The organism is Thermocladium sp. ECH_B (genome assembly GCA_001516585.1).
Taxonomy (GTDB): domain Archaea; phylum Thermoproteota; class Thermoprotei; order Thermoproteales; family Thermocladiaceae; genus Thermocladium.
The window spans coordinates 1-21,230 of sequence record LOBW01000012.1 but is presented as its reverse complement, the minus strand read 5'-3'; the positions used below and the strand labels follow the sequence as shown (position 1 = coordinate 21,230).

22 protein-coding genes, 1 tRNA gene and 1 pseudogene are annotated in these 21,230 nt (G+C 45.5%); 16 read left to right on the top strand and 8 right to left on the bottom strand.

The genetic code is table 11. The features are described from left to right. Positions 1–13 precede the first annotated feature (13 nt). From AT710_02675 to AT710_02665, 3 genes are all read left to right on the top strand, one after another. On the top strand, positions 14–841 hold the full coding sequence (locus AT710_02675; GenBank protein ID KUO92625.1) for a hypothetical protein: 828 nt from the start codon (positions 14–16) through the stop codon (positions 839–841). A 115-nt stretch (positions 842–956) separates the two neighbouring features. Next, positions 957–1,253, top strand: coding sequence for a hypothetical protein (locus tag AT710_02670; protein KUO92624.1), 297 nt, complete (start codon positions 957–959; stop codon positions 1,251–1,253). Positions 1,254–1,835: 582 nt separating this feature from the next. Continuing rightward, positions 1,836–2,885: an ATPase gene (locus AT710_02665; GenBank protein ID KUO92623.1), complete on the top strand. Its 1,050-nt coding sequence runs from the start codon at positions 1,836–1,838 to the stop codon at positions 2,883–2,885. A 1,042-nt stretch (positions 2,886–3,927) separates the two neighbouring features. Here the strand turns inward: AT710_02665 and AT710_02660 are convergent. Continuing rightward, positions 3,928–4,206, bottom strand: a complete 279-nt coding sequence (locus tag AT710_02660; protein KUO92622.1) for a hypothetical protein — start codon at positions 4,204–4,206, stop codon at positions 3,928–3,930. Positions 4,207–4,458: 252 nt separating this feature from the next. Here AT710_02660 and AT710_02655 point away from each other — a divergent pair, with 252 nt between their 5' ends. From AT710_02655 to AT710_02645, 3 genes are all read left to right on the top strand, one after another. Then, the gene (locus tag AT710_02655) at positions 4,459–4,905 is read left to right on the top strand and encodes a hypothetical protein (GenBank protein KUO92621.1); all 447 of its coding nucleotides are present in this window, start codon (positions 4,459–4,461) and stop codon (positions 4,903–4,905) included. Between the two features lie 94 nt (positions 4,906–4,999). Beyond that, positions 5,000–5,662 (top strand): hypothetical protein, encoded by a 663-nt coding sequence (locus tag AT710_02650; GenBank protein ID KUO92620.1) that lies wholly within the window; start codon positions 5,000–5,002, stop codon positions 5,660–5,662. Beyond that, positions 5,655–6,887, top strand: coding sequence for a hypothetical protein (locus AT710_02645; protein KUO92619.1), 1,233 nt, complete (start codon positions 5,655–5,657; stop codon positions 6,885–6,887). Before AT710_02650 ends, AT710_02645 begins: the two co-directional genes overlap by 8 nt. 21 nt (positions 6,888–6,908) lie before the next feature. On the opposite strand, the gene AT710_02640 is transcribed toward AT710_02645, so the two are convergent. The 3 genes from AT710_02640 to AT710_02630 form a co-directional block, all read right to left on the bottom strand. Continuing rightward, positions 6,909–7,688, bottom strand: a complete 780-nt coding sequence (locus tag AT710_02640) for a hypothetical protein (GenBank protein ID KUO92618.1) — start codon at positions 7,686–7,688, stop codon at positions 6,909–6,911. Positions 7,689–7,774: 86 nt separating this feature from the next. Next, positions 7,775–8,152, bottom strand: coding sequence for a hypothetical protein (locus AT710_02635; protein ID KUO92617.1), 378 nt, complete (start codon positions 8,150–8,152; stop codon positions 7,775–7,777). Between the two features lie 69 nt (positions 8,153–8,221). Then, positions 8,222–8,818: a hypothetical protein gene (locus AT710_02630; GenBank protein ID KUO92616.1), complete on the bottom strand. Its 597-nt coding sequence runs from the start codon at positions 8,816–8,818 to the stop codon at positions 8,222–8,224. A 104-nt stretch (positions 8,819–8,922) separates the two neighbouring features. On the opposite strand from AT710_02630, the gene AT710_02625 reads away from it, so the two are divergent. From AT710_02625 to AT710_02615, 3 genes are all read left to right on the top strand, one after another. After that, positions 8,923–9,474 (top strand): nucleoside-diphosphate kinase, encoded by a 552-nt coding sequence (locus AT710_02625; protein KUO92615.1) that lies wholly within the window; start codon positions 8,923–8,925, stop codon positions 9,472–9,474. A gap of 120 nt (positions 9,475–9,594) precedes the next feature. Beyond that, positions 9,595–10,200, top strand: coding sequence for a hypothetical protein (locus AT710_02620; protein ID KUO92614.1), 606 nt, complete (start codon positions 9,595–9,597; stop codon positions 10,198–10,200). A gap of 16 nt (positions 10,201–10,216) precedes the next feature. Continuing rightward, on the top strand, positions 10,217–11,689 hold the full coding sequence (locus AT710_02615; GenBank protein KUO92613.1) for a hypothetical protein: 1,473 nt from the start codon (positions 10,217–10,219) through the stop codon (positions 11,687–11,689). 248 nt (positions 11,690–11,937) lie between these two features. On the opposite strand, the gene AT710_02610 is transcribed toward AT710_02615, so the two are convergent. Then, positions 11,938–12,186 (bottom strand): hypothetical protein, encoded by a 249-nt coding sequence (locus AT710_02610; protein KUO92612.1) that lies wholly within the window; start codon positions 12,184–12,186, stop codon positions 11,938–11,940. Between the two features lie 208 nt (positions 12,187–12,394). On the opposite strand from AT710_02610, the pseudogene AT710_02605 reads away from it, so the two are divergent. The 3 genes and pseudogenes from AT710_02605 to AT710_02595 all read left to right on the top strand — a co-directional run bounded on the left by AT710_02605 (position 12,395) and on the right by AT710_02595 (position 13,932). Next, positions 12,395–13,105, top strand: a pseudogene (locus AT710_02605) (succinate dehydrogenase). A 5-nt stretch (positions 13,106–13,110) separates the two neighbouring features. Continuing rightward, the gene (locus AT710_02600) at positions 13,111–13,587 is read left to right on the top strand and encodes a succinate dehydrogenase (GenBank protein KUO92611.1); all 477 of its coding nucleotides are present in this window, start codon (positions 13,111–13,113) and stop codon (positions 13,585–13,587) included. A 3-nt stretch (positions 13,588–13,590) separates the two neighbouring features. Then, a complete protein-coding gene (locus AT710_02595) occupies positions 13,591–13,932 on the top strand; it encodes a hypothetical protein (protein KUO92610.1) in 342 nt (113 codons plus the stop codon). Between the two features lie 53 nt (positions 13,933–13,985). Here the strand turns inward: AT710_02595 and AT710_02590 are convergent, their stop codons facing one another. Beyond that, the gene (locus tag AT710_02590; protein KUO92609.1) at positions 13,986–15,110 is read right to left on the bottom strand and encodes a hypothetical protein; all 1,125 of its coding nucleotides are present in this window, start codon (positions 15,108–15,110) and stop codon (positions 13,986–13,988) included. A 47-nt stretch (positions 15,111–15,157) separates the two neighbouring features. Continuing rightward, positions 15,158–17,833: a hypothetical protein gene (locus AT710_02585; GenBank protein KUO92608.1), complete on the bottom strand. Its 2,676-nt coding sequence runs from the start codon at positions 17,831–17,833 to the stop codon at positions 15,158–15,160. A 307-nt stretch (positions 17,834–18,140) separates the two neighbouring features. On the opposite strand from AT710_02585, the gene AT710_02580 reads away from it, so the two are divergent. The 3 genes from AT710_02580 to AT710_02570 all read left to right on the top strand — a co-directional run bounded on the left by AT710_02580 (position 18,141) and on the right by AT710_02570 (position 20,548). After that, positions 18,141–18,686, top strand: coding sequence for a hypothetical protein (locus AT710_02580; protein ID KUO92607.1), 546 nt, complete (start codon positions 18,141–18,143; stop codon positions 18,684–18,686). Positions 18,687–18,909: 223 nt separating this feature from the next. Beyond that, the gene (locus AT710_02575; protein ID KUO92606.1) at positions 18,910–19,596 is read left to right on the top strand and encodes a hypothetical protein; all 687 of its coding nucleotides are present in this window, start codon (positions 18,910–18,912) and stop codon (positions 19,594–19,596) included. 355 nt (positions 19,597–19,951) lie between these two features. Then, a complete protein-coding gene (locus AT710_02570) occupies positions 19,952–20,548 on the top strand; it encodes an adenylate kinase (GenBank protein KUO92605.1) in 597 nt (198 codons plus the stop codon). A 46-nt stretch (positions 20,549–20,594) separates the two neighbouring features. On the opposite strand, the gene AT710_02565 is transcribed toward AT710_02570, so the two are convergent. Continuing rightward, entirely contained in the window at positions 20,595–20,921 is a 327-nt protein-coding gene (locus AT710_02565) for a hypothetical protein (protein ID KUO92604.1), read from the bottom strand. A gap of 239 nt (positions 20,922–21,160) precedes the next feature. Between AT710_02565 and AT710_02560 the strand changes: the two genes are divergently transcribed. Then, positions 21,161–21,230: transfer RNA gene (locus AT710_02560), tRNA-Arg, on the top strand.

The following is a 21,230-nucleotide window of genomic DNA, read 5'->3' as shown; positions in this document are numbered from 1 at the left end:
AATATATGAATTCGTGGAGATTCAATTACCTCGCCTAGAGGGAGGGCCATGGGTGCGAGAACTAGAGGGCAAAATAATCAGGTTTGAGGAGTCGCCGAGAGACTTGAATTGCTTAGTGGCAGTGGATTCAGGATTCTCTGAAATAACTTACGCCGGCGCAAGGCTCGGCCTAATAAATGTGGTAGGCATGGAATTCAGGAGCAGGGAGCGGCGGTCGCTCCTTTCTCCAATCGTGTTAGGGAAATCAATGGAATTACCCGTGGAGGCCCGAGCAGCCGAGTTCGAGGTGGCGACGCAATTAATGGAGTCGCGAAGGGATTGCTTGGTTCTACTTGATGGCACAATAAAGCTAAGCACCCCTAGCGAGAGATACATCAGAGCTAAATCAATGTTATTATCCACTGCGCGGAGCTCCAACGCTATCGTGCTAGCTCACTCTAAGGATGTCACCATAAATAGGTACACAGAGCTCGATANAGATGAGCGAATGCCGCTGTTCGTGGCCATGGAGAAGAATAGAGCCGTGGATAAGTATAATGGAGTGCTAATCACTGCTCCGCTCATCCTGGATGAATTATCAATCTTCTATGTCCAGTACAAGCCTCANCTATTGCCGATATATGTTGAATCAATTAATCCTCCCGATTTATCGCCGTTAACCACCATTAGTAAATTAGTCACTGGGGAGGGTTACCCAATCCCCCTTTACATAGTTGATAGATTATCTAAGTTAGGCAATGAAACTATTAAGTACATGAAGTTATCCATCGCAAAACTAGCAAGAGGATACGGGGCACTAGCCATACATGAAACGCTCAGAGAGATGCTGAATAAGAACTGACCCCCTCCCCGCCCTGAAGGGCGAGGCTTTCCGCCCCCTTAACCCCCATTTTGGTAAAAATGTTGGCTTAAATATCGCGTCAAGTTTTAATAATCCATATAGTTATATATGTATGATGCAGCCCCAAGTAAGCGCGAAGCTAGCTCTGCTTCTAATAAAGGAGGCATCAAGCAGAGAGACCCCAGTAAAATTGAGGTATTGCAAGGTTTATAGAACTATCAAGCACTGGTTGGGCAAGGAATACGCAGACTATATACTGGATAGGTTAAAGAGCGGCGGCATCATAAAAATAGAGGGGGAACGAATAGAAGTACTGAAGCCAGTGCAATCAACGGAATCAATTGATTCCCTAGCAAGATCAGCCAGAAGCATAATATTCAATATGCCTGCTTCCCTCCCCCCTCAAACCTAATGCGCTTTTTGGAAAACTTGTAGAGCTGAATTCTCGAATTGCCTTATTATGAGATTATGGATTCAAAGGAGGCGGAAAACATCGCCCCTTTTAAGCGGGGGAGGGCTGCATTATTCACGTTTATGCAAATCTTTTTGTATTTATTATTAACTGATTTCGTGGAGAGGTTNCTGAGGCCTAGGGAGGCTTGCCAACTCCCTGTTCCCTGAGATCACAGCGTTCGCCAGGGAGAGTGACAGTGTCGTCTTTCCGTAACCTGTTGATGCAGCCAGGACTACGACTTGTCCTGGTTTCCAACTGTTAGGATCTCCGCAGTCTTCAGGGGCAAATCCCTTGGTCTCCCCCGGGGCTGAGGCCCATGAGGGAGTCAACGAACGACACAGACGACAAACCCCTCTCCCTAGCGAACTCGATCTGTCCCTTTCCGCACCCTTTCAGCGTCGTCCCGCTGAAAAACAAAACTTCTCGTCAATACCGACTTTCCGGTCCTCTATAAGATTCCCATACGCCCGGAGCGAAGCCTCTTTGAGCTCATCGCAATACTTTTAACTGTACCTACACCAGTGACTGTAGTGGGTACAGTTGTTGTTCGACCTTCACCCCAAGGAGACCGTTGGGGAGTTATTTGGGAGAGACAAGGAGATAGACTTCTCCATATCCCAGTTGCTATCAAAGAACTGGCTGATAATAGGCGGACAGAGGGAGATAGGGAAGACGAGCCTGATGAAGGTCGTAATGAACGAGATGAAGAGGAGATACGGATTCAAGGGAGNTTACGTTAACCTGAGAGGAGNCAGGAACTTGAATTCTTTGCTTAAGGCCCTTCTGGCGGAAATGAACAATAGTGTACCCAGTTTCAAGGTCTCCCTCAAGGTTAACTTTGTTTTGGGCTCCGCGGGGATAGAGCTGAGGAGGGGTGCCAAAGTGGTCAACAGCCTGATTGAACTCCTCAATTCAATTGATGAAGACGCGGTCATAGGCCTCGATGAGGTTCAGGAGATCTCTCAGGCGAGCAGGCAATTCCTTGAAGTCCTGGGTAACGTTTTCGCCTCCAACCCCAGGGTTAGGTTAGTGTTCTCCGGTTCCTACATCGGGGTGACCAGGGCGTTGTCCAACCCCTCTTCGTCTTCCCCGCTTCACGGCAGACCCCCTGTCACATTGAACCTGAGACCCTTTGATGAAGGTACTTCAAGGGATTTCCTGAGGAGAGGGATGGAGGAGTTCAACGTGTACTTCGACAGGGAGGACGAGGTGGTCAAGAAGTTGGATGGAGTTGTGGGTTGGTTGACTCTATTCGGAAACTTTTACGCAGTGAGGAAGATGAACTTTGACTCTGCACTCTCCTCCACAATCGAGGAGGGTAAGAAGATAATGGTAAGTGAATTTAAACACTTTCTTGAGAACAAAAGTAACAAGGGGATTTACACCACAATAATGAACTCGTTGAAGGTGGTGAACACTTGGAAGGACGTTAAAAGGGGGGTTGAGATAAAGTTGGGCCAGGTAGACGATAAGGAATTGAGTTTGGCCCTGGAATCACTGGTCAGTAACAACTTCGTAGAGAAGAGGAGAGAAGGCGTATACGAAATAGCGGACCCCATCTTAAGGGGGATAGATTACGATAAAATTTGAAAAGGAGATGTCCTGGGGCTATAGTTAGAGCTCTCCACCGCCTGGGCTGCCTCCTGCTCCTGACGTGCCCGTCCAGTAGGTAGACTAGTACCGGTTCTGGAGGTTCACGTCACCTGGGCCCTCGAACTCACGGTCACGTGTTTACCCGTGGCGTAACTTTTCCTTTAATTACTTCTAATTCCGCCACGGGCACCCCTCTCAAGGGATCATACACGGTCGCTCTTAAGTCCTTGGGGCTAGTCGAGGGAAACACCACTACCCTCCCATCTACCTTTTTGCCAAGTTAAGAGGTCGTTAGGTTTCACTTGATAACGGGACGTCAGTTAAGGGACTACCATTCAGCGGTTGTGGGATTTTCCCTTGAGTACCGCCCTGTAATCTAGGGGAATTCTAATATGCCCTAGCATTCAACTTTTATCACTAGGTCGAACCTACTTTTAATCTAACACGGATTCTAAGTTACAGCAGTTATGGAGTTTCTCGTTAGGTGTAGCCTTGAAGTCAAGGCAAAATCTAATAGCGGCTGTAAGTTAGAAAATTCGCTGCGGTTCCTGGAAACTATCGCATAAGGGCCACAAGGGTGAACCCGTGGTCCTGGCAAAGTTAAGAATGTAACGCTTCCACGTAACCATTCGTTATTTTTAATTACTTCTAAATATCGTTTTAATTAAATAATGTCTATATAGTATTACAATATAGTTTTTATTGATGATCTCCCAACTGATGACGGGCACTGCTCACGAGGGTGGGGGAATTAAAGTATTCAAGGCAAATGCTAGGTATTTGGAGAGTGGTAAAGTTTTGTTGGAAAGGGATTCCATTGCTCCACTAGTTGAAGTACCCCACAAGGGGGTACCATATTCCTGAGACAGCAGTTATGGGACTTTCCCTTAAATATCGCCCTGTAATCAAGGCAAAATCCAATAACTGCTGCTAAGATTTGGCATGCCCCCTTAGGCCTCAGTAGTCTCCCCATAAACTAGTTGAGAACAAATGAATATGCATTTCCGTGAACGTGGAAAGGATTCAGCCCTCATCGCTCTCACTCCACCGAGATAAGTGACGCCAATCTCCCTATGGCCCGAACAACCCTGTTGTCCTCCCTGCTCTCCCTCGCAATCAATCCCGCGTAGTCCCTCAATCCCCTGAAGGCCAACGCCTCCTTCCTGAGGGCACCGTTGACGGTCTCGTACAACTTTTGGACAAACGTGATCGCCTCCTTGGGCGAGTCCTTACTTAGGGAGTACCTTAGGACGTCCTCAAGGTAGTTCTCCCAGTTCCCTGTGAACGTCTTGTTGAGTCCTTCCCTTATCCTCTTCAAGTCCGAGAAGTAGCCCCACTCACGCTTATCCTCTGACCCTCCTTCACGTGGTCCTCCTTCACGTGGTATACCATGACCGGGGAATCCAGGGGTAGATGAACTGCTAGCCATAAGGAGAAAGCCCAGGGGATCCCCGCGCTCTCGGGAAACTTCACTTTATAAATCTCAGGGGTTCAAAGGGGATGGAAAACCTCGCCCTTCAGGGCGGGGTAGCTCATATTTAATGCATTGAGATCTATTTGAACCATCATCATGATGTTTAGGTTCCCTCCTAAAAATCCTTCGCTTAATGGCGCAGCATTTATTAATGGTTTTCAGATATCGGTTTCGATGACAGATAAGGTAATGGTGGCATCCAGCAACGGCATGGTTACTGGACCTGGAGAGGGCGAGTACCTGATAATCTATGAATTAAGCGGCGATGGGTTAATGGAGGTGGGGAGGGAATTAAATCCAGGATTAAATGCAACAATGCATAGAGGCCTCTATGCATTGAAGAGAGCCAAGGAGATAGGCGCCTCATCGATAGTGGTAACGGAGATAGGGCCACCGGGTTATAGAGCGGCCCAACAATGGGGATTAACCGTGTACGTAGTGCCTGAGGGGACAAGCGTAAACGATGCATTAGCAATGTTAGCGAGCGGCAAGCTAAGGCCAGCAACGGGCCCAACCCATGGACATGGCCACCATGGACATTAAGCCGTGCAATTATGTTAAAAACAAAAAATTAAGCTGGTTCTTCATTTTTCTCAATGAAATATTTGTGGAGAAAAATTTAATATTTAATTAAATCATGGCGGTGCCAGTGAGGATTCCCTTATTCATTGAATTCGGTGGAAAGAGGGTTTTAGTGCTTGGAGGTGGTTACACGGCAACAAAGAGGGCCGAGAAGTTCTTGGCGGCGGGTTCCTTTGTGACAGTCATAGCTATGGAGGTCTCCAGCGACTTAATGAAATTAAGAAGTAACGGCAATATGGATATATTGATGGGTGATTTACGCTTGCTTGATGTTGATTTCATCATGCATGGATTTGACCTAGTAGTGTATGCTGTTCCGGACGAGGAGCTGCGGATTAGAATCAAGCGAGCCGCTTCTCGGAATAGGATCCTATTTAATGATGCTACTGACTCGATTGGGACAGAGGTTGTGGTTCCATTTGATGGTGATTATATGGGGGTTCGCATAGCGGTTACCACTGAGGGCAAGAGCGGTGTGGCGGCTAGGGCTGTCAGGGATTACTTGATAGATACATTATCGAGTAGTCCAGATATGGGTAACTTCATATCGGTCTGGTACATGGTTAAGGAAAAGATAAAGAGCAGCGTGGATTCACCGGGGAAGCGTATGCGGATATATATGAGGCTGAGGGATGACGAGTCATTTAAGTCCCTGGCGAGAAGCGGTAATGTGGAGGATGCGATGCGTTACGTGGAGGAGGTGATTAGGAATGGATGATCCAGAATTATCAAGTAGGTTGAGCTCGATCATTGCTCTGGCGGTCACCCATAAGAAGGCCAGCACAATAACATTAAGCAGCATATACTTGGATGAGGACAGCGCCTATGGGGAGTTATTGCAAAAATATGGCGAGGCATTCATCTTCCAGACCTGTAATAGAGTTGAAATATACGTGCTCGACTCGAAGAGGAGGGGGACTGAAACTATTCTGCAAGTATTTCATGAAAGCTCGGCTACAGTTAAGTCGCTGGGCGATTTCTACAGTGGGCTAGATGCTGTTAATCACCTATTTAGGGTTGCTTCCGGCCTGGAGTCAGCCGCAATAGGTGAAAGCGAGGTTCTAGGCCAATTAGAGAAGGCATTTCAAGCAGCAATTAACAGGAGGGCTCTGCATGGAGAATTAAAGTTCGTAGTGGAGCGAGCAATAAATGTTGGAAAAAGAATCAGATCCATTAATCCCAACTTATCCAGGGGAGCAATTAGCCTAGGCAGTGTGGNCGTTGATTTCTTGACCAGGAAAGGCGTGTCTAGGGACTCATTAATAGGTTTAGTCGGCGCCGGCGCCATGGCATCGCTAATCGCGACTAAGCTCCGTGAGAGGGGATTTAGCGAGGTGATTATTTTCAATAGGACTCTCGAGAATGCCAGGAAACTGGCGGAACAACTAAATTACAAATATGAACCCCTCGACTCCTTGCGCAATTACCTGCCTCGGCTCTCGGCATTAATCACAGCAATAAGGGTTAATAAGCCAATTCTATTGAAAGATGATCTTACGCTTCTCCCACCGGGCTCCGTGGTTGTGGATCTAGGGATCCCCCGCAATGTGGAGGGTCCAGTGGTTTCAATAGATGAATTAAAGAAATTCATGACTATGCTTAACGAGGAGAGAATAAAGGCAATTAAGGATGCGGAGAGAATTATTGAGGCAGAGATAACTAACTTCGAGTCCCTCTACAAGAGGAAAATAGTAGAGATGGAATTATCATCATTTATTTCAAGGCTCGATAAGCTCAGATTAGAGGAAATAGAGAGGGGCCGCAGTAGGGGGTTGATAGATGGGGATGCGGGGATAGATATAGTCACCAAATCAATACTGTTCAAGTCAATGTATCCCTTGGTTAATTACATAAAGGACATAGCGACGAATAGAAGCTTAACTGACGCAGTTAAGTTAATAAAGGAAATAGAGAAGTATCAGGAGATCCAGAAATACGAATAGTCCAGAACGACAAGAGGAAAGCTAATTCGTAATGATGAGCCTAATCGATTGACCGGGGGATACGCCGTACTTATCGGCGAAGCTACCCCTATTCACTGCTAATTCTAGGTAACCCTCACTATTAATCACTGCCAATGATTCTCCCTGAGCGGCGTATCCATATGATTTCTCCAGGATTAGAGTTAGGCGTGCCCCATTCTCTAGCTCAACCAATAATTGGGAACCATATTTAACATCAATATCGTTCCTAGTTATGTTGGTGAAGACATTGCCGAAGGAATCAATATATATAGCCGTTGCAGTTATGTTATTCCCGCTAATGGTGGGTTTAGGCAAATTAATTCTATTATAATTAACTATAACGGGTCCCACTTCATTGAATGACATGCCCCTGCCTAACTTAGCCGCCGTTGGGGCAAATAAGTCCCTGCCGTGAAATGTGTATGAAGACTCGCCATTAGGAAGTATCTCCCTTGCGGCAATCGCTCCATCATCATCGGCGGCAAGCGAGAGAACACCGTTATCAGGGCCTATAAAGAAGTAATTCTTGGTTTGAATAANTATGGGTTTCCTACTAGTGCCAACGCCTGGATCAACTACTACCACGTGAATAGTGCCTCTGGGGAACCATTTATATGCCGCTTTCAATATGAGTGCAGCCCTCAATACATCGAATTTAGGCACATCGTGCGTTATATCTATAATTGATGCTTCAGGATTGATGCCGAGAATAACTCCCTTCATAGATGCCACAAAGTGATCCTTCACTCCAAAATCAGTCAATAAGGTGATTATTGCCATGCCTGGTTAGGGTCACATTAGTATATTAATTTAACTTGGTTCACGTGGGGAGGCACCATTATGGCCGGCTCATTCATAAATGCCGGTCAATAGTGGTGAATAAACATTGATGCGTGGATGATCATGGGCAGGGACAAGCCTATTGCGGCCAGCACAATGATCATTATTATGAAAACTATGAATGCTATTATTGCGGTGAGAAATGCGCCGCCCCACCCCACGTTGAATATTGCCTTGAAGACTGCTAGAATACCTATGAAGCCAGCTATGAATCCCACTGTTCTCGAGAATACGCCGAATATAACTAGCAATATGGAGAACACTATGGTAGCTGCCAATGTGGCTATCATTGCTTTCCCAATTGATGCATCTCCTCCAACCACTTTAGCCCCAACCCATACAGGTATGGAAGCGATCAACCATGCTACGAGCACGCCTATTAACAATATCAGTGCTGCTATCATATTAATTGTCTAGAATGCTTAATTATTAAATCTATTGCTTCGGATCCACGTAACCATCAACGACATTAATTAGTTCTTAGGCTTGGTTGCCTTAATCACTTTATATGCTCCAGTGCCGCCTACCTCTGCTACATCCTCATAGCTTCGCATAATTAGGAGAATAATTCTTTCCTTGATTCTAGATGGAGTGACTAATTGAAGTGAGCCATGATGGGTTAAGTATCGAGCTGACTCCGTCGCGAATCTCTCAATTACTCTCATTCCAGCAGAGTATGGGGGATTAGTTATTATTGAGTCGAACATGGTTGATCCAAATGGCTTAAACAAGTCTCCCTGCTTCACCGTTGCGTTACTTACATTGTTTAATTTAATATTTATTGATGCTAGTTTAACCGCCAACTTATTTATGTCGCTCATGAATATGGTAGATGATGGCTTCAACTTAGCGGCCAGTATTCCGAGAAAACCATAACCACACCCGAGATCCAGCACCGCTCCATTATCAGGGACATCCATTAGCTCCGCCAATATAAGAGAACCCCTATCTATATCTCTTCCTGAGAAAACGCCTGGCGCCGTCACAAATTCCAGACTTACCCCTCGTACAGTTATGTGAATTCTCTTCCCAGTTAATCTCCCATAGTTTGGATCGCTTGAGTAATACACTTCATTTATTGAGGCAGCCTAGGCTTAATAAATTTAGGTTGGCGGCATTAATTCAATTTTAACGTTAAGCAATGCTTAAAAGGCATTCATTTCCAGCGCCACTCATGATTGAGAGAACGCTGGTCATAGTTAAGCCAGATGGTGTCAAGGCTAGGATAATCGGTGATGTGATTTCCAGATTGGAGAGAATGGGATTAAAGATCATTGGATTAAAAATGGTGAGGGCAACGGAGGATCAAATGGCTGGCTTTTATCCTAGCGACGAAGAATGGTTCAAAAGCGTCGGCAATAAGTCCATTAAGTCTTATCAAGAGATGGGGATCGATATAAGGAGGGACATGGGCACCGATGATCCAGTGCAGGTAGGTAAGATAGTTAAACAATGGCTGGTGAAGTACATGGTGGAGACTCCAATAGTTCTAATAGTGGTTGAGGGGAATCACGCCATAGATACGGTGAGGAAATTGGTTGGACATACTCTTCCCTATATGGCGGCGCCGGGCACAATAAGGGGCGACTACTCCACGGATAGCCCGGATTTAGCAAACAAGGAGAAGCGCGCAATTCATAATTTGGTGCATGCAAGCGATGGCCCTGAATCCGCTGCGCGGGAAATACATTACTGGTTTAGTGACAATGAGTTGTATGATTGGTAAAGACTAATCGCCAAGGAGGGATTGGCGTACCCATTATCCTCTTTGTGAGACACGTATGGGTACACGGGAGTTAGTTTGCCCGTAAAGATTAAAAAGCGGATTAATGCCTATACATAGGTAATGAGCGGAGATAGGAATGAGGAGTGCAGTGACGTGGAGCAGCGCCTTCGTTATTTCCTGTTAACCAGGTTATCGGACATGGGCTTTCCACATGATGAGGTACGCATATTATCGGACTTCATTTATCAAGACTTAGTTAATTATATAAGTAAGGGCAGCGGAAAAAAGGATGCAATATGTAAGGCAGTTAATGGTTCTTTATCATCATGGCTCCCCGAGTGGCTTGATTATTGGCTTCTCAAGTGGCGTCAAAGGGTGAAGCTTAACTTCGGATCAGTAAATGAGGAGGGAACACTGGATCCAGATACCCAGCGGGCCGTGAGCATGATTGGGAGGAGGTACATTAATAAATTGAACAAGATGGCCATGATAGGGTTAATGGAGGAGGGGGAAATATGCGGGACAAGCGTTGTGTCGGACTACGTCACTAAATCAATTGTGCAAGAACTGGTGGCCGAGGGCGGCGTGAGGAATGCAGTGGATACAATAAAGAGGAATCCAGCGATGGTTAAGAGAATGATAATAAGCAAGATAGCTGAACTAAGGGCAACCGATAAACCCCTTGTAATCGTCAATCTGCAGCTATCCCAGGGAAATGGTCAGTGAGTAAATGAGAGTTGCAGTGGCCTATCCGTCTTCCCCATCTATTGCGCAATTATCCACCTCGTTCAAGTTCATTAAGACTGCCCTTGAGAATGAGGGCTTCTTGGTGGATGGGGTCTCAATGAATGGGATACCGCCGCGAGGCGAGGAAACCAATGCTCCCCTTAATTCCTTTGATTACATAATATTCACGCTTCACTATGAACTCGATTATATAAACATGATTAAAATGCTGGCGTACTCCAGGATACCCGCTTCATCGAGCAAGCGGAACGGTTTCCCCACTGTAATAATTGGCGGACCACCAGCACTGGCGAATCCAGAGCCAATAGCTAACTTCGTTGACGTGGTTGCGCTGGGGGATCTCGAGGAATTAATGCCTAGGCTAATTAATGGATTGACGGGTAAATTAGAGGAATTCGAGGAGTTGGGGGGATTCTATGTGCCATCGCTTGGCAAGCATGAGGTTCATAGGGTATACGCCGATCACATAGAGCATTCTCCTCTTTCCCTCATTAAGGTGGATGGTTCCCTCTTCGGCAGCGATGCGTTAGTTGAGGTAATGCGTGGTTGTCCTCATCATTGCTTGTTCTGCATGGAGAGCTATCTCAATATGCCGGTGAGGCTTGGGGATTTATCCTCCCTCTCATATAGGATAAGGGAGAGCGGCTTAGGTCGAGTTGCTTTGGTCGGTTTATCCGTGGGGGATCATCCAGGAATACTGCAATTCATCGATGAATTAACGGAGTCAGGAATATCGCTTAGCTTCCCCTCGCTTAGGGTGGATACCCTTAGCTGCGACCTCATCAAGAGCATCATTAGGTCGGGCCAACGCACTCTAACTATTGCTCCTGAATCATCTTTCCGCCTTAGACGAATGCTTGGTAAGGACTTCTCAAGCGAGGAATTAATCGAGAAGGCCCGATGTGCATTCGATAATGGCATTAATAGAATCAAGATGTACTACATGGTTGGTCTGCCGGGGGAGCAATACGAGGATTTAATGCAGATAAAGCTAGAATTGATTGAGGTATCCAGGCTTGGGTCCACATATGTTTCAGTGAATCCCTGGATACCGAAGCCGCATACACCGCTTCAATGGTTCCCCATGGCTGGCATAGATGAATTAAAGAAGAGAATACGCATAGTGACTAGGGATGCACGTGAATACTCCTTTTATGATCCAATACATGCGACCGTGCAAGCCCTTCTATCTCTGGGCGATAGAGATGTAGCCGCCTTTATACTTGATGCAGCTAGGATAAGTAAGGATCACCTAGATAAGGGTGATTACAGGAGACTACTTGCCCACCACCCTGACCTACTTAATAAGTATGTATATGCGCATCGTAGGCCTGGAGATATACTGCCGTGGAGTCACATTAAGGTTAATAATGAGAAGGCGCTCGAGTCACTATACTGGAAATTCATTAATGAAGCGGGACTCGCCGTAGATGGCAATAATGCATCGACATCAATGGCCGGAACATGAAAAACTTTGCTTCTTTGGATCCCAAGGGAAATAAGTGATTATATAGTATTCCTGGGGGACTTTGCTGGTCATTTTTGAGAATGAGGAGTAGAGTTGGTTCACTCTCATGATAAAACGAACGGCAAACCTCGCCCTTTAGGGCGGGGAGGAGGTCAGACTAAGTGGAGGGAAGTAGCCTTCATAAAGGGCGCTCTTCAGATACCGGCAACTCCTGCTAGTTAGATCAGTCCCATGTGGGTTTCGTTTTTCTATGACTTTTGCACCGTTATTTTCCAGTACTTATCTTCCTTTACGTTATCGATTACTTTATGTCCGTTCTTCTCCGCTACGCTTGGTACCGTGTTGCAGGAGGCTGGATTATCTATCAATATATCTATTATGGCGCCTCTCTCGACTTTTTGCAGCGCCTTGACTGTATATATTTGGGGGTAGGGACATATGAGGCCCCTTAAATCTAATACATATCTCTCTCCCTTCTTAATTAATTGCTGCTCCATGCATGGTCTCGCTAATCGATAGAAATAGGTGCATCGATTACTGCATAAAATGCATAAATTAGTTATTTTGCTATTTCTTTTATTGTCGAACGGCAATGCTTAAAAAACATGAGTAAGTAATGCTCAAATGGCAACCGCATCCTCATCTGAAGCGAGTGTGGAAACGATTAAGATAAAGTTGCCCGAGATAAAGCTGGAGAAGAAGGAGGTNATTTTTAAGATTAAGAGGTATGATCCTGAGAAGGATGGTTTTTATTGGAAGGAGTATAAGTTAACCATAACGAATAGAACCACCATTCTCGATGCATTACTCAGGATTAAGGAGACGCAGGACCCCACATTAGCGGTGAGGTATAGTTGTAGGATGGGTATATGCGGCTCATGCGGAATGGTGATAAACGGCACCCCCAGGCTTGCTTGCGAGACGAAGCCGTATGATCTGGGCACAAGCACAATAACGGTGGAACCATTGAGTAACGTGCCCCCNGTCAAGGACATTGTTACTGACTTCGATAAGTTCTTCAGCAATCATAAATCGGTATCGCCATGGCTTATACGCAAGGATGAGAAAGAGCAATTCGAGGATCTGAAGGAATATTACCCACAAACCGAGGAGGAGCTTGATAATTACCTACAATTCTCTTACTGCATCAAATGCGGCCTATGCTATAGCGCATGCCCCCTGGTGTTTCTCAACAAGGAGTACCTGGGACCCCAAGCCTTGGCTCAAGCATATAGGTGGAGCGCTGATTCCAGGGATCAAGGAGCCGAGTTGAGGTTAAAGCTTGTCGACACGGATAACGGCGTATGGAGTTGTAATTACTCTGGTACCTGCAGTAAGGTGTGTCCCAAGGATGTTGATCCAGCCCTTGCTATAAACATGGTCAAAAAAATGTTATTAACCGGCAGGAAGAGGTGAGGGACATGCAGAAGACCAGGCGTGTTTCTCCTAGGTGGGGGCTCTGGCTTCGTGGATTAGATGAGTGGTTGGTCATTTTTCAGAAAGTAAGTGGATTAGCGTTGGCCCTATACCTAATAGGTCATGTCCTAGCGGTCTCAACGGCCCTCGGCTTTGGCCATAATTTAACGCAGCAGCAGTGGAATGCAATAATATTCGGCGTACTAGAGAAGCCGCATATAGGCGCCGTGTCGGTGGGGGCCCTACTTGAGTACCTAATAGGAATATTGCTTGCTATTCATGGAGCGAACGGATTCAGATTAATATTGATGCAGTGGTTCGGCATTGGGTTACCTAAGCCCTCGAGGCACACATTCCCGCGTGCAACGCCGTCTCCCAATGCAACGGCACAGAGGGTATATAAGTACTCGGTTGCCATAATAACCATCATATTCATAATCCTCGCCACGTATGATGTATTCGGCGCATTATTGGGGTGGTGATGAATGGTGGCTAAATCCACACTAATGAAGTGGCACTACATCACTGGATTAATAATGATAATTGTGGTTGGGATTCACATAGCCTATAGGTGGCCCAGTTACGATGCATCAGTAAGTTGGCCCGCGGTGCAGAGTCAAATAAGCATGGCTTGGTACGATATTGTTCTATTAATAATAGTGTACGCTGCCTCGTATCATGCCATGAATGGGCTCCGCACCATAATGCTTGAATTATTCCATGGAGGCAAGGCATTCACCACATTCGTTGATGTATTGGTCATAGCGCTGGGATTGCTTGTTGTAGTGGTCGGCACATACACGGTAATTAGCTTGATTCCGCTCTGATTTTTAATGCATGATTCCAGAAACAAAATAGAGTTTCCTTATCCTCCGGGGGATTATTCCCGCTCTTCCCTTCTCTTTATTGTTCTCATTCTATCTAGTGTTCTCTCAACTCTCTTTAGGAGAATATCCATGGCGTCCTTCACCGCCTCCACGGCGTCCCAACTCTGCGTCGTCGCCACGTAATTATCAAGCGGATCCTTGAGTCGAGCAATTACTTCATACCTAGTCCTCTTATCATTGTTTCCGGTCGCCTTAGTCCTTATATCTATCTTGAAATCTATTATATCGGTGATTTTAGCTATCTTCTCCAGGTGGTTATTCACTGCGGTCTCTATTATTTGCCTTAAGTATTCATCCTGTATATCGCTTATTCTGGCGGTTATTGGAATGGATACTTTACTTGACTCCACGTATACCCTTAATGCATCGCTTCCCGTTAATACGCCGATAACGGAGTTCCCCCTAGTCACTATTAATCCGTCATGTTTATTCAATTTCTCTATCGCATCAACAAGCGGTTTCGATGCGTCTATGGTAATGGCCTCGCTCATTACTGAGGATACTGGGGATGCAACTATTTTCTCCTCTTCACCAGCTAGATCACCACGCCTTGATCTTCTCGCCGTGGTCACGTAGAATATTTTCTCAATTAAATCTGTTAGCGTAACCATGCCGACCAGCTTTCCCCCATCCATTACCGGCAATAGGCTTATGCCATGCTTAACCATTAACCACCTCGCCGTGGCTATGTTCTCATCCTTGTTAATGGTTATGGGCGGGAACGACATTGCTTTCTCGACGTTTATTTTAGGCAAGGAATTAATTATGAAGTTAATTACATCAATTCGATTAATTACTCCAACCAAGTTATTTCTATCATCGACCACTGGGATCTCCCTGGCCCTCGTCTCATGAAGTTTTATTACTAATTTATCGAGGCTCGCCGTCTCCATTATGGAGAATGGCCTCATCATTGTCGTGGCAACCTTTGAATTTATGGGCACCCTCCTACGCAGTAAATCCCTGTAACTCAATACGCCCACTAATTTATCGTTTTCATTAACCACGGGAGCTATGAAGATCCTTTCGCTCTTCATGCTGTTAATTATGGAGGATAACCTATCATTGAGCTTAGCGACCACTTTAGGCTTCCGCATTAAGTCATGCACAGAAGACATAGTATCATTATCGTTTCAAGCCTATTTAAATTTTAAACCGGCCCGCTTCACTGCTCATGTAACTCAATGCTGCTCGCTCTATTTATCTTCAGCGGCCACCAATTCCACTTGCCCAGCACCATTAATATGGCCGGAACAAGGACCGGCCTCAGTAGGAGGGCGTCCATGGCTACGGCAATAGCAACGGCGAATCCTATTTCCTTTAAAATGAATAATCTTGAAACTGCTAAGCCGGCGAAGGCAGTTGCAAGCACCATAGCCGCGCCGCTAACTATGGGCCCCGTGGCCTCTATAGACCTAATTATAGCTTCCTTATCGCTTGCGCCCCTTATTACCTCCTCACGAACCCTGGAAATAATGAATATATCATAATCCGTCCCCACGCTCATCAATAGGGAGTACAGGATTATGGGCAGTAAGTAATATGTTGGTATCCCCATCATTACCTGAAAAACAAGCACAGTCAATGCCATAGCCCAACTCATGCTCATCAATACGGTAACGATGAGTCTAATCGGTATTAATGCTGACCTCAACGTAATGAATAGCATTATCATAACCAATGCAACCACTATATAGGCAATAACATGATAAAACTGTTCCTCAAAGGCTTGAACTCCATAATACTTATAGCCTGGGTCTCCCCCTATTAGCACCGTGACGCCGTATCGGGTTGACACAGCGCTGGCAATAGAGCTTAACTCTCCATATACCCCTATTAATTTATCTGAAAACACATCATACTTAACTGGAAACTCCAACAACATGATTGAGGAGGAGTTCCGTATGAGGGTAATGTTGCCTATGGCCTTTATCCCGGCCATTTGCGTAATTAATTNCTCGTAGGCAGCATGGTTGCTAGGCTTCATCAATATGTAGCCAGTTGATTGAAGGAAGTTCGGGAATCTCTCCTGCATTATATGAAGGCCAATGACTGGATTGCTGCTGGGCATCATATATACTGGATTAGATGTCACAACCATGAACCTAGCGATTATCAGGAGCGAAATCAACGTGACGAGGGCGAAAATGGCTATGATGGTCTTCGGTCGCTCCACTGATATACGCGTTAACTTAATGAGCAGCTTAGTGCTTAATTCACGAGTATTGGATTTAAGTCCCATTGGCCATAGTATTCGATCACCCATGATGCTTATCACGTCGATGAGGGCTAGGATAACCGTGAATAAGACAAGCGCCACCGACACTATATAGGCTAGTCCTATTACTTGGATATATTGATAAGTGGAGAACATGTAGGAACCAAGTCCAACAGCGACGACGCTTCCCGATGATAATATGGTGGGCACCGTAATTCTCTTAACAATCATTAATGCCTCCTCTCTTCCCCTCCCTCTCCTCCTCTCCTCCAGGTACCTACCTATTATTAATAAGCTGTAATCAACCCCTATGCCTAGTATTATAGGGGAAGTCAAGTAAACGGTCAAGTAATAAACGGAGAGCCCTGACTTTGAAAGCAAATATATGGAGCCCAGCGATGCGGCATCTGCTGCGCCAAGCATTGCAAGCACTATTAATGGACCCATAATTGTTCCAAGCACGAATAGTAGCATGGAGAGCACCGCGGTTCCCGTTACCTTATCAATGGTTGGGACATCGTTCTCAACCATGCTTATCAATTGTGAATTTATCAGTGATGGACTAAAGACGAATATAGACTCATTACGGGGAAGAGGTACTTGTATTGTTGAGTTCACCAGTATCAATGCGTAGCTGCCATTCACTAATCCAGTCTTTATGGAGAGGGGGGATGGCGGTGGATTCACGCTGATTATTAGGCTACTTATGCTGCTGTTCAGGCTAGCCTCAATGCTCGATATATTGCTGGCACACGCTATTTGAGGCAGTAAAGGCCTAATTATGGCTGGAGTGGAGTTAACATATAGGCTCGCCACGGCTAGGCGTATTCTATATAGGGAAGAGGGACCGGCCGCTATGGCTAAGGCTAAAGTCGAGTTCGGCCTAGAAAATACTAAGGAGTAATTCTCTTTAAGGCTCTGCATTACTAGATCATAACCAGCGGTAAACGCATCGCTTAGTGTGCCTGGAGCCAGTTCCTGAACTGTGTAACCGTGGAGGGCCTCGGCAATTCCGTAGCCATAGAGTTTCATGAGCCTCGAGTAATTAGTTGATGCATTAATTGAATTAATGGTTGCGATAGCTACTTGGGATGCATTAGCATTAGGTCCTGCCGCCTCTAGGTGTTTCGCGAGAGCGGAGTTATAGATCAATACATACCTGCTAATAGCGTGCTCTGCTTGCTTGAGTTGACTTAATTGAGCATAATACTCCGTATTCAACTTAATTAATTCGCTGCATGTGGAATTCATTTGGGACCATGCACGTATTAACTCCATGGTGGCATTGCTCTCCTCATCGTGAATATATTTGCTGATTGTTTCATTGTATTGCGGGAGTACGTCATCCCTATACAGAGTCAATTGATCCAGGTGAGGCTCTCTTATGCTGGCATCAAGCTGAGCCAACTCATTTAAATTAGTTGAATTCAGTATTATCGCCGTGTATTGAGATTGATTAGCGGTTAGATAGTGACTAATTATCACTGGAGGCANGTTGTTGGGAAGTAATTGCGAATCATTATATATCAGCACACCAAATACCCTAGGCGCTAGTACACTGAGCGACGCAATCAAGGCGATCCAAACTATTAACCATTTCCCCTTTATGATGTAATCACGCATTATTAACCAGTTAAAAAACCTTCCACCCAATCCCCAATCTAGGCGCAAGAGCCTAAGGATTAACAGTCACTCGTGTCTACCTACCCAGGTGAGGATAGGCTTCACTCACCATAAAAAAAGGGAAAAATGAGAAACCCTAACTTTTGCCTCCATGGGGATCCACTCATCATTAAGGAAAACATAAGCGGTGCTTGATTCTGGCGAACCTAGCTCTTGCTGACGTGTCTTTGGTTGGGAAGGATTGAGGGCTTACCCTTGGGCATGGCTTGTATCCAGCGTTAATGTTAAGTATGTGGCTAAGCTATGGATGGTTATGGAGGTGTTTTCATTCGATATAGATGGAACCCTTGTCAATTCATACAAGCGATTAATTGCATGCACCAAGAATGATGCTGTTGATTGGGAATGCTTTCTGGATTGTAATAAGCTATATATGGATGAACCCATTGAGTCAAATATATCATTGATGAATAGGCTAATAATGAGTGATGCCGCCGTCATACTGGTTACAGGTAGGCCTAAGCGAATGAGGGGCTGCACCTTAGCTCAATTAAGGGGCTTTGGGGCATTAGTTGATGATGTGTTATCGTTAATAATGAGGGATGATGATGATCATAGGCCGGATCCCCCCTATAAGGTTGATGCGTTAAGCAGCGTGAGGCATCTAGGNGACTTGATTCACTGTGATGATAATGTGGATACGGTTAATGCACTAATTAGGAACGGATTCAGGGCGGTGACTGCAGATGCATGCGGTTCACTTTATGCATCAATGCGGCCACATAATAAAATGAACGACAAGCCTCGCCCTTCAGGGCGGGGAGGAGGGCAGAATGAGAGTTCTAATTCATAAGAGATAATTTACAAGCTAACACAAATAAATGAGCGAGAAAGCTCCGAGGCTTCAATGGGGAGAGTATGTCAGTTAATGTATACGTGCGTCTTTCTTAGTTATATATGGCAAAAATAGTATTATGTTGGTGGAGAAGCGGTTACCATTGATCCAGGATGCTTCTAATGGCTTGAATTGAATGTATGGGTTAGCGTTTATAAATGTCCTCTCCACAGCGATATAGATGAATGGAGGCAATGATGTATTCGATGAATTGGTTCAGTTATTGTCAGCCAATGCGCTCCCCCTCGCGCTAATAATAGTGCTTAGCCTTTTAATAGGCATATTCTCGCAGCTCCTTCATGTTACTCAATACATCTATGCCTCTCTTCCCCTTCTCTTCATTGGGTTAATAATCTATGTGCTGCTTGTCCCAGTGCTTCGCATATATGTTCAAGAGAAGCTTATTACGTGTCATCATGCAAATATATTGCTTGCAGCTGTTCTGGGCCTCATAGAATTCATTGTTGCAGGGGCAGAGTTTTATCAGTCGCCATATATGGAATTATCATCGCTGGCCGTTATAGTTATCTTAATGTTCGCGATATATAGGAAGGCAGTTGTGGACTCCAGTTGCATGACTGCTCCAGCGATAATAATTAAGGTAATGCCAGAAGGCGGAGTCACCTCTGAGAAGAAGATACAGGTAAGGTATCCAATAACCATTGGGGGACCGGGCTCCACCGTAGTGGTTCCTGTCAGTGATGAGTGGATCAAGATAGTGCCCCGCGGTGGTTTACTCATAATTACGNCTAAGGGAGGGAAAATGGAGGTGGAGGGCTCCCTCACCGATATGACAGGCGAGGTTCAATTGATAAATAGCGTAACCATATGGCTAGGTCGAACTAAAATAATAATTAGAAAGACATGAAACCGCTATGCTTGGAGAGCATTGAGGAGCAAATACCATTAATTGGGAACTCTAGGCTTTCCGCGCATTGATAAAACGAACGGCAACCCTCGCCCCTTTAGGTTGGGGTGAAGCTTAGAAATCTCTGGGAATGGGGTTCTTGGCCGGTCAATTTTTAGGGAATGGGGAGTGGGGGCCGACGTACCCCCCACAATACCGGCTCGGGAGGGGAACGAGTAGCGTCCATTAATGGGGCGTAACCCTCTAGACCTCGGGGAACCCTCGCCCTCAAGGCGGGGAGGAGGTCAGAGTTGCTTCCTTCCCTTCGCTTGTTCTTTCGATTCGCTTAAAAATCCCTCCTCGGCTTACCCTAAATATGAAGATAGTGTTGGTTGCGGTTCCCGGCGCCGGCAAATCAACAACGCTCAATATGGTTAAGGAAAAAATGCCGGATGTGGCTGTGGTTAATTATGGGGATGTAATGCTGGACATAGCCAAGCGAATGTATGGAATAACCCATAGGGATGAGATGAGGAGAAAAATACCTGTTGATGAGTATAGAAAGGTTCAAGAAATGGCTGCAGAGGAAATCGCGAAAATGAGCGGCGACGTTTTAATAGATACTCATGCATCCATACAAGTCCAGGGAGGTTATTATCCAGGCCTCCCGGATAGGATAATGGCTAAATTAAGGCCCGACGCCATTGTTCTGCTCGAGTTCAGTCCTAAGGATATAAGTCAAAGGAGGAGCAAGGACGAGAGCCTAAGGGCTAGGGAAGCCGAGGGAGAGAACGAGATAGAGATGCATCAATTGGCAAATAGGTACTATGCATTCGCCGCGGCTAATGCTGGTGAGTGCAGCGTATACATACTGGATTACAGGAATAAGCCTCAAACAAGGCCATTTGAGCATGCCGAGGCATCCGCTAACTTCATAATAAACCTGATAAATACTAATAGAAAACTCCATTAAAACTAGGGGAGGTGGGTCCCTAAATATAAAAAACAATTCACGATATTCATGCGCTTAACTCAATGGTGTACCTCATTCCCATGTACTCGCTGTTCAGCACTATTCGTAACTCCTCTGGATCACATGCCTCCTGAATTGCCTTCATTAATTCATTTATTAAATCCTCGTGATAGATCGATCTANCCCTAAACGAGTCAAGGTACTCCCTAAGGGACTTGAGCTCTATGTATTGACAACCCTCCGGATCCTCGCAATTAGGCTTATACTCTATTGTTACAGAGTAATTATCTATGGTATTAGTGACCGGGCATATCGCTATCATTTTGGTATTTATGGTAACCCTATCGGTTAACCTAGCCTTTATGCAATTCATAAAACCCCAATAAATAAACGGATTTTAACATTAGTGGGAACTAAGGAAGTAAGAGGTACTTCCTACTATCCTCCTCACCGCCCTAAATGAGAGTTCCCCGAGGCCTTAGGGGATTATACCTTACAAGAGTATTCCCCAGGATTGCAGGTATGAGTCGGCCCGCTTTTCTTATATTCAGGGTTAACTGGATCCGTGATGGATAATGTTTAAAAATGGTCGTTGCATTTCTGTGTTTGGGACCCGTAGCTCAGCATGGAATCAGAGCGGCGGCCTCCTAAGCCGTAGGTCGTGGGTTCAAATCCCACCGGG

Coding starts and splice junctions, on each gene's coding strand:
- AT710_02570 (KUO92605.1), top strand. CDS start 19,952: ATGAAGATAGTGTTGGTTGCGGTTCCCGGCGCCGGCAAATCAACAACG.
- AT710_02595 (KUO92610.1), top strand. CDS start 13,591: ATGGTGGCTAAATCCACACTAATGAAGTGGCACTACATCACTGGATTA.
- AT710_02590 (KUO92609.1), bottom strand. CDS start 15,110: ATGTCTTCTGTGCATGACTTAATGCGGAAGCCTAAAGTGGTCGCTAAG.
- AT710_02610 (KUO92612.1), bottom strand. CDS start 12,186: ATGGAGCAGCAATTAATTAAGAAGGGAGAGAGATATGTATTAGATTTA.
- AT710_02635 (KUO92617.1), bottom strand. CDS start 8,152: ATGATAGCAGCACTGATATTGTTAATAGGCGTGCTCGTAGCATGGTTG.
- AT710_02600 (KUO92611.1), top strand. CDS start 13,111: ATGCAGAAGACCAGGCGTGTTTCTCCTAGGTGGGGGCTCTGGCTTCGT.
- AT710_02625 (KUO92615.1), top strand. CDS start 8,923: ATGATTGAGAGAACGCTGGTCATAGTTAAGCCAGATGGTGTCAAGGCT.
- AT710_02620 (KUO92614.1), top strand. CDS start 9,595: ATGAGCGGAGATAGGAATGAGGAGTGCAGTGACGTGGAGCAGCGCCTT.
- AT710_02655 (KUO92621.1), top strand. CDS start 4,459: ATGATGTTTAGGTTCCCTCCTAAAAATCCTTCGCTTAATGGCGCAGCA.
- AT710_02650 (KUO92620.1), top strand. CDS start 5,000: ATGGCGGTGCCAGTGAGGATTCCCTTATTCATTGAATTCGGTGGAAAG.
- AT710_02670 (KUO92624.1), top strand. CDS start 957: ATGCAGCCCCAAGTAAGCGCGAAGCTAGCTCTGCTTCTAATAAAGGAG.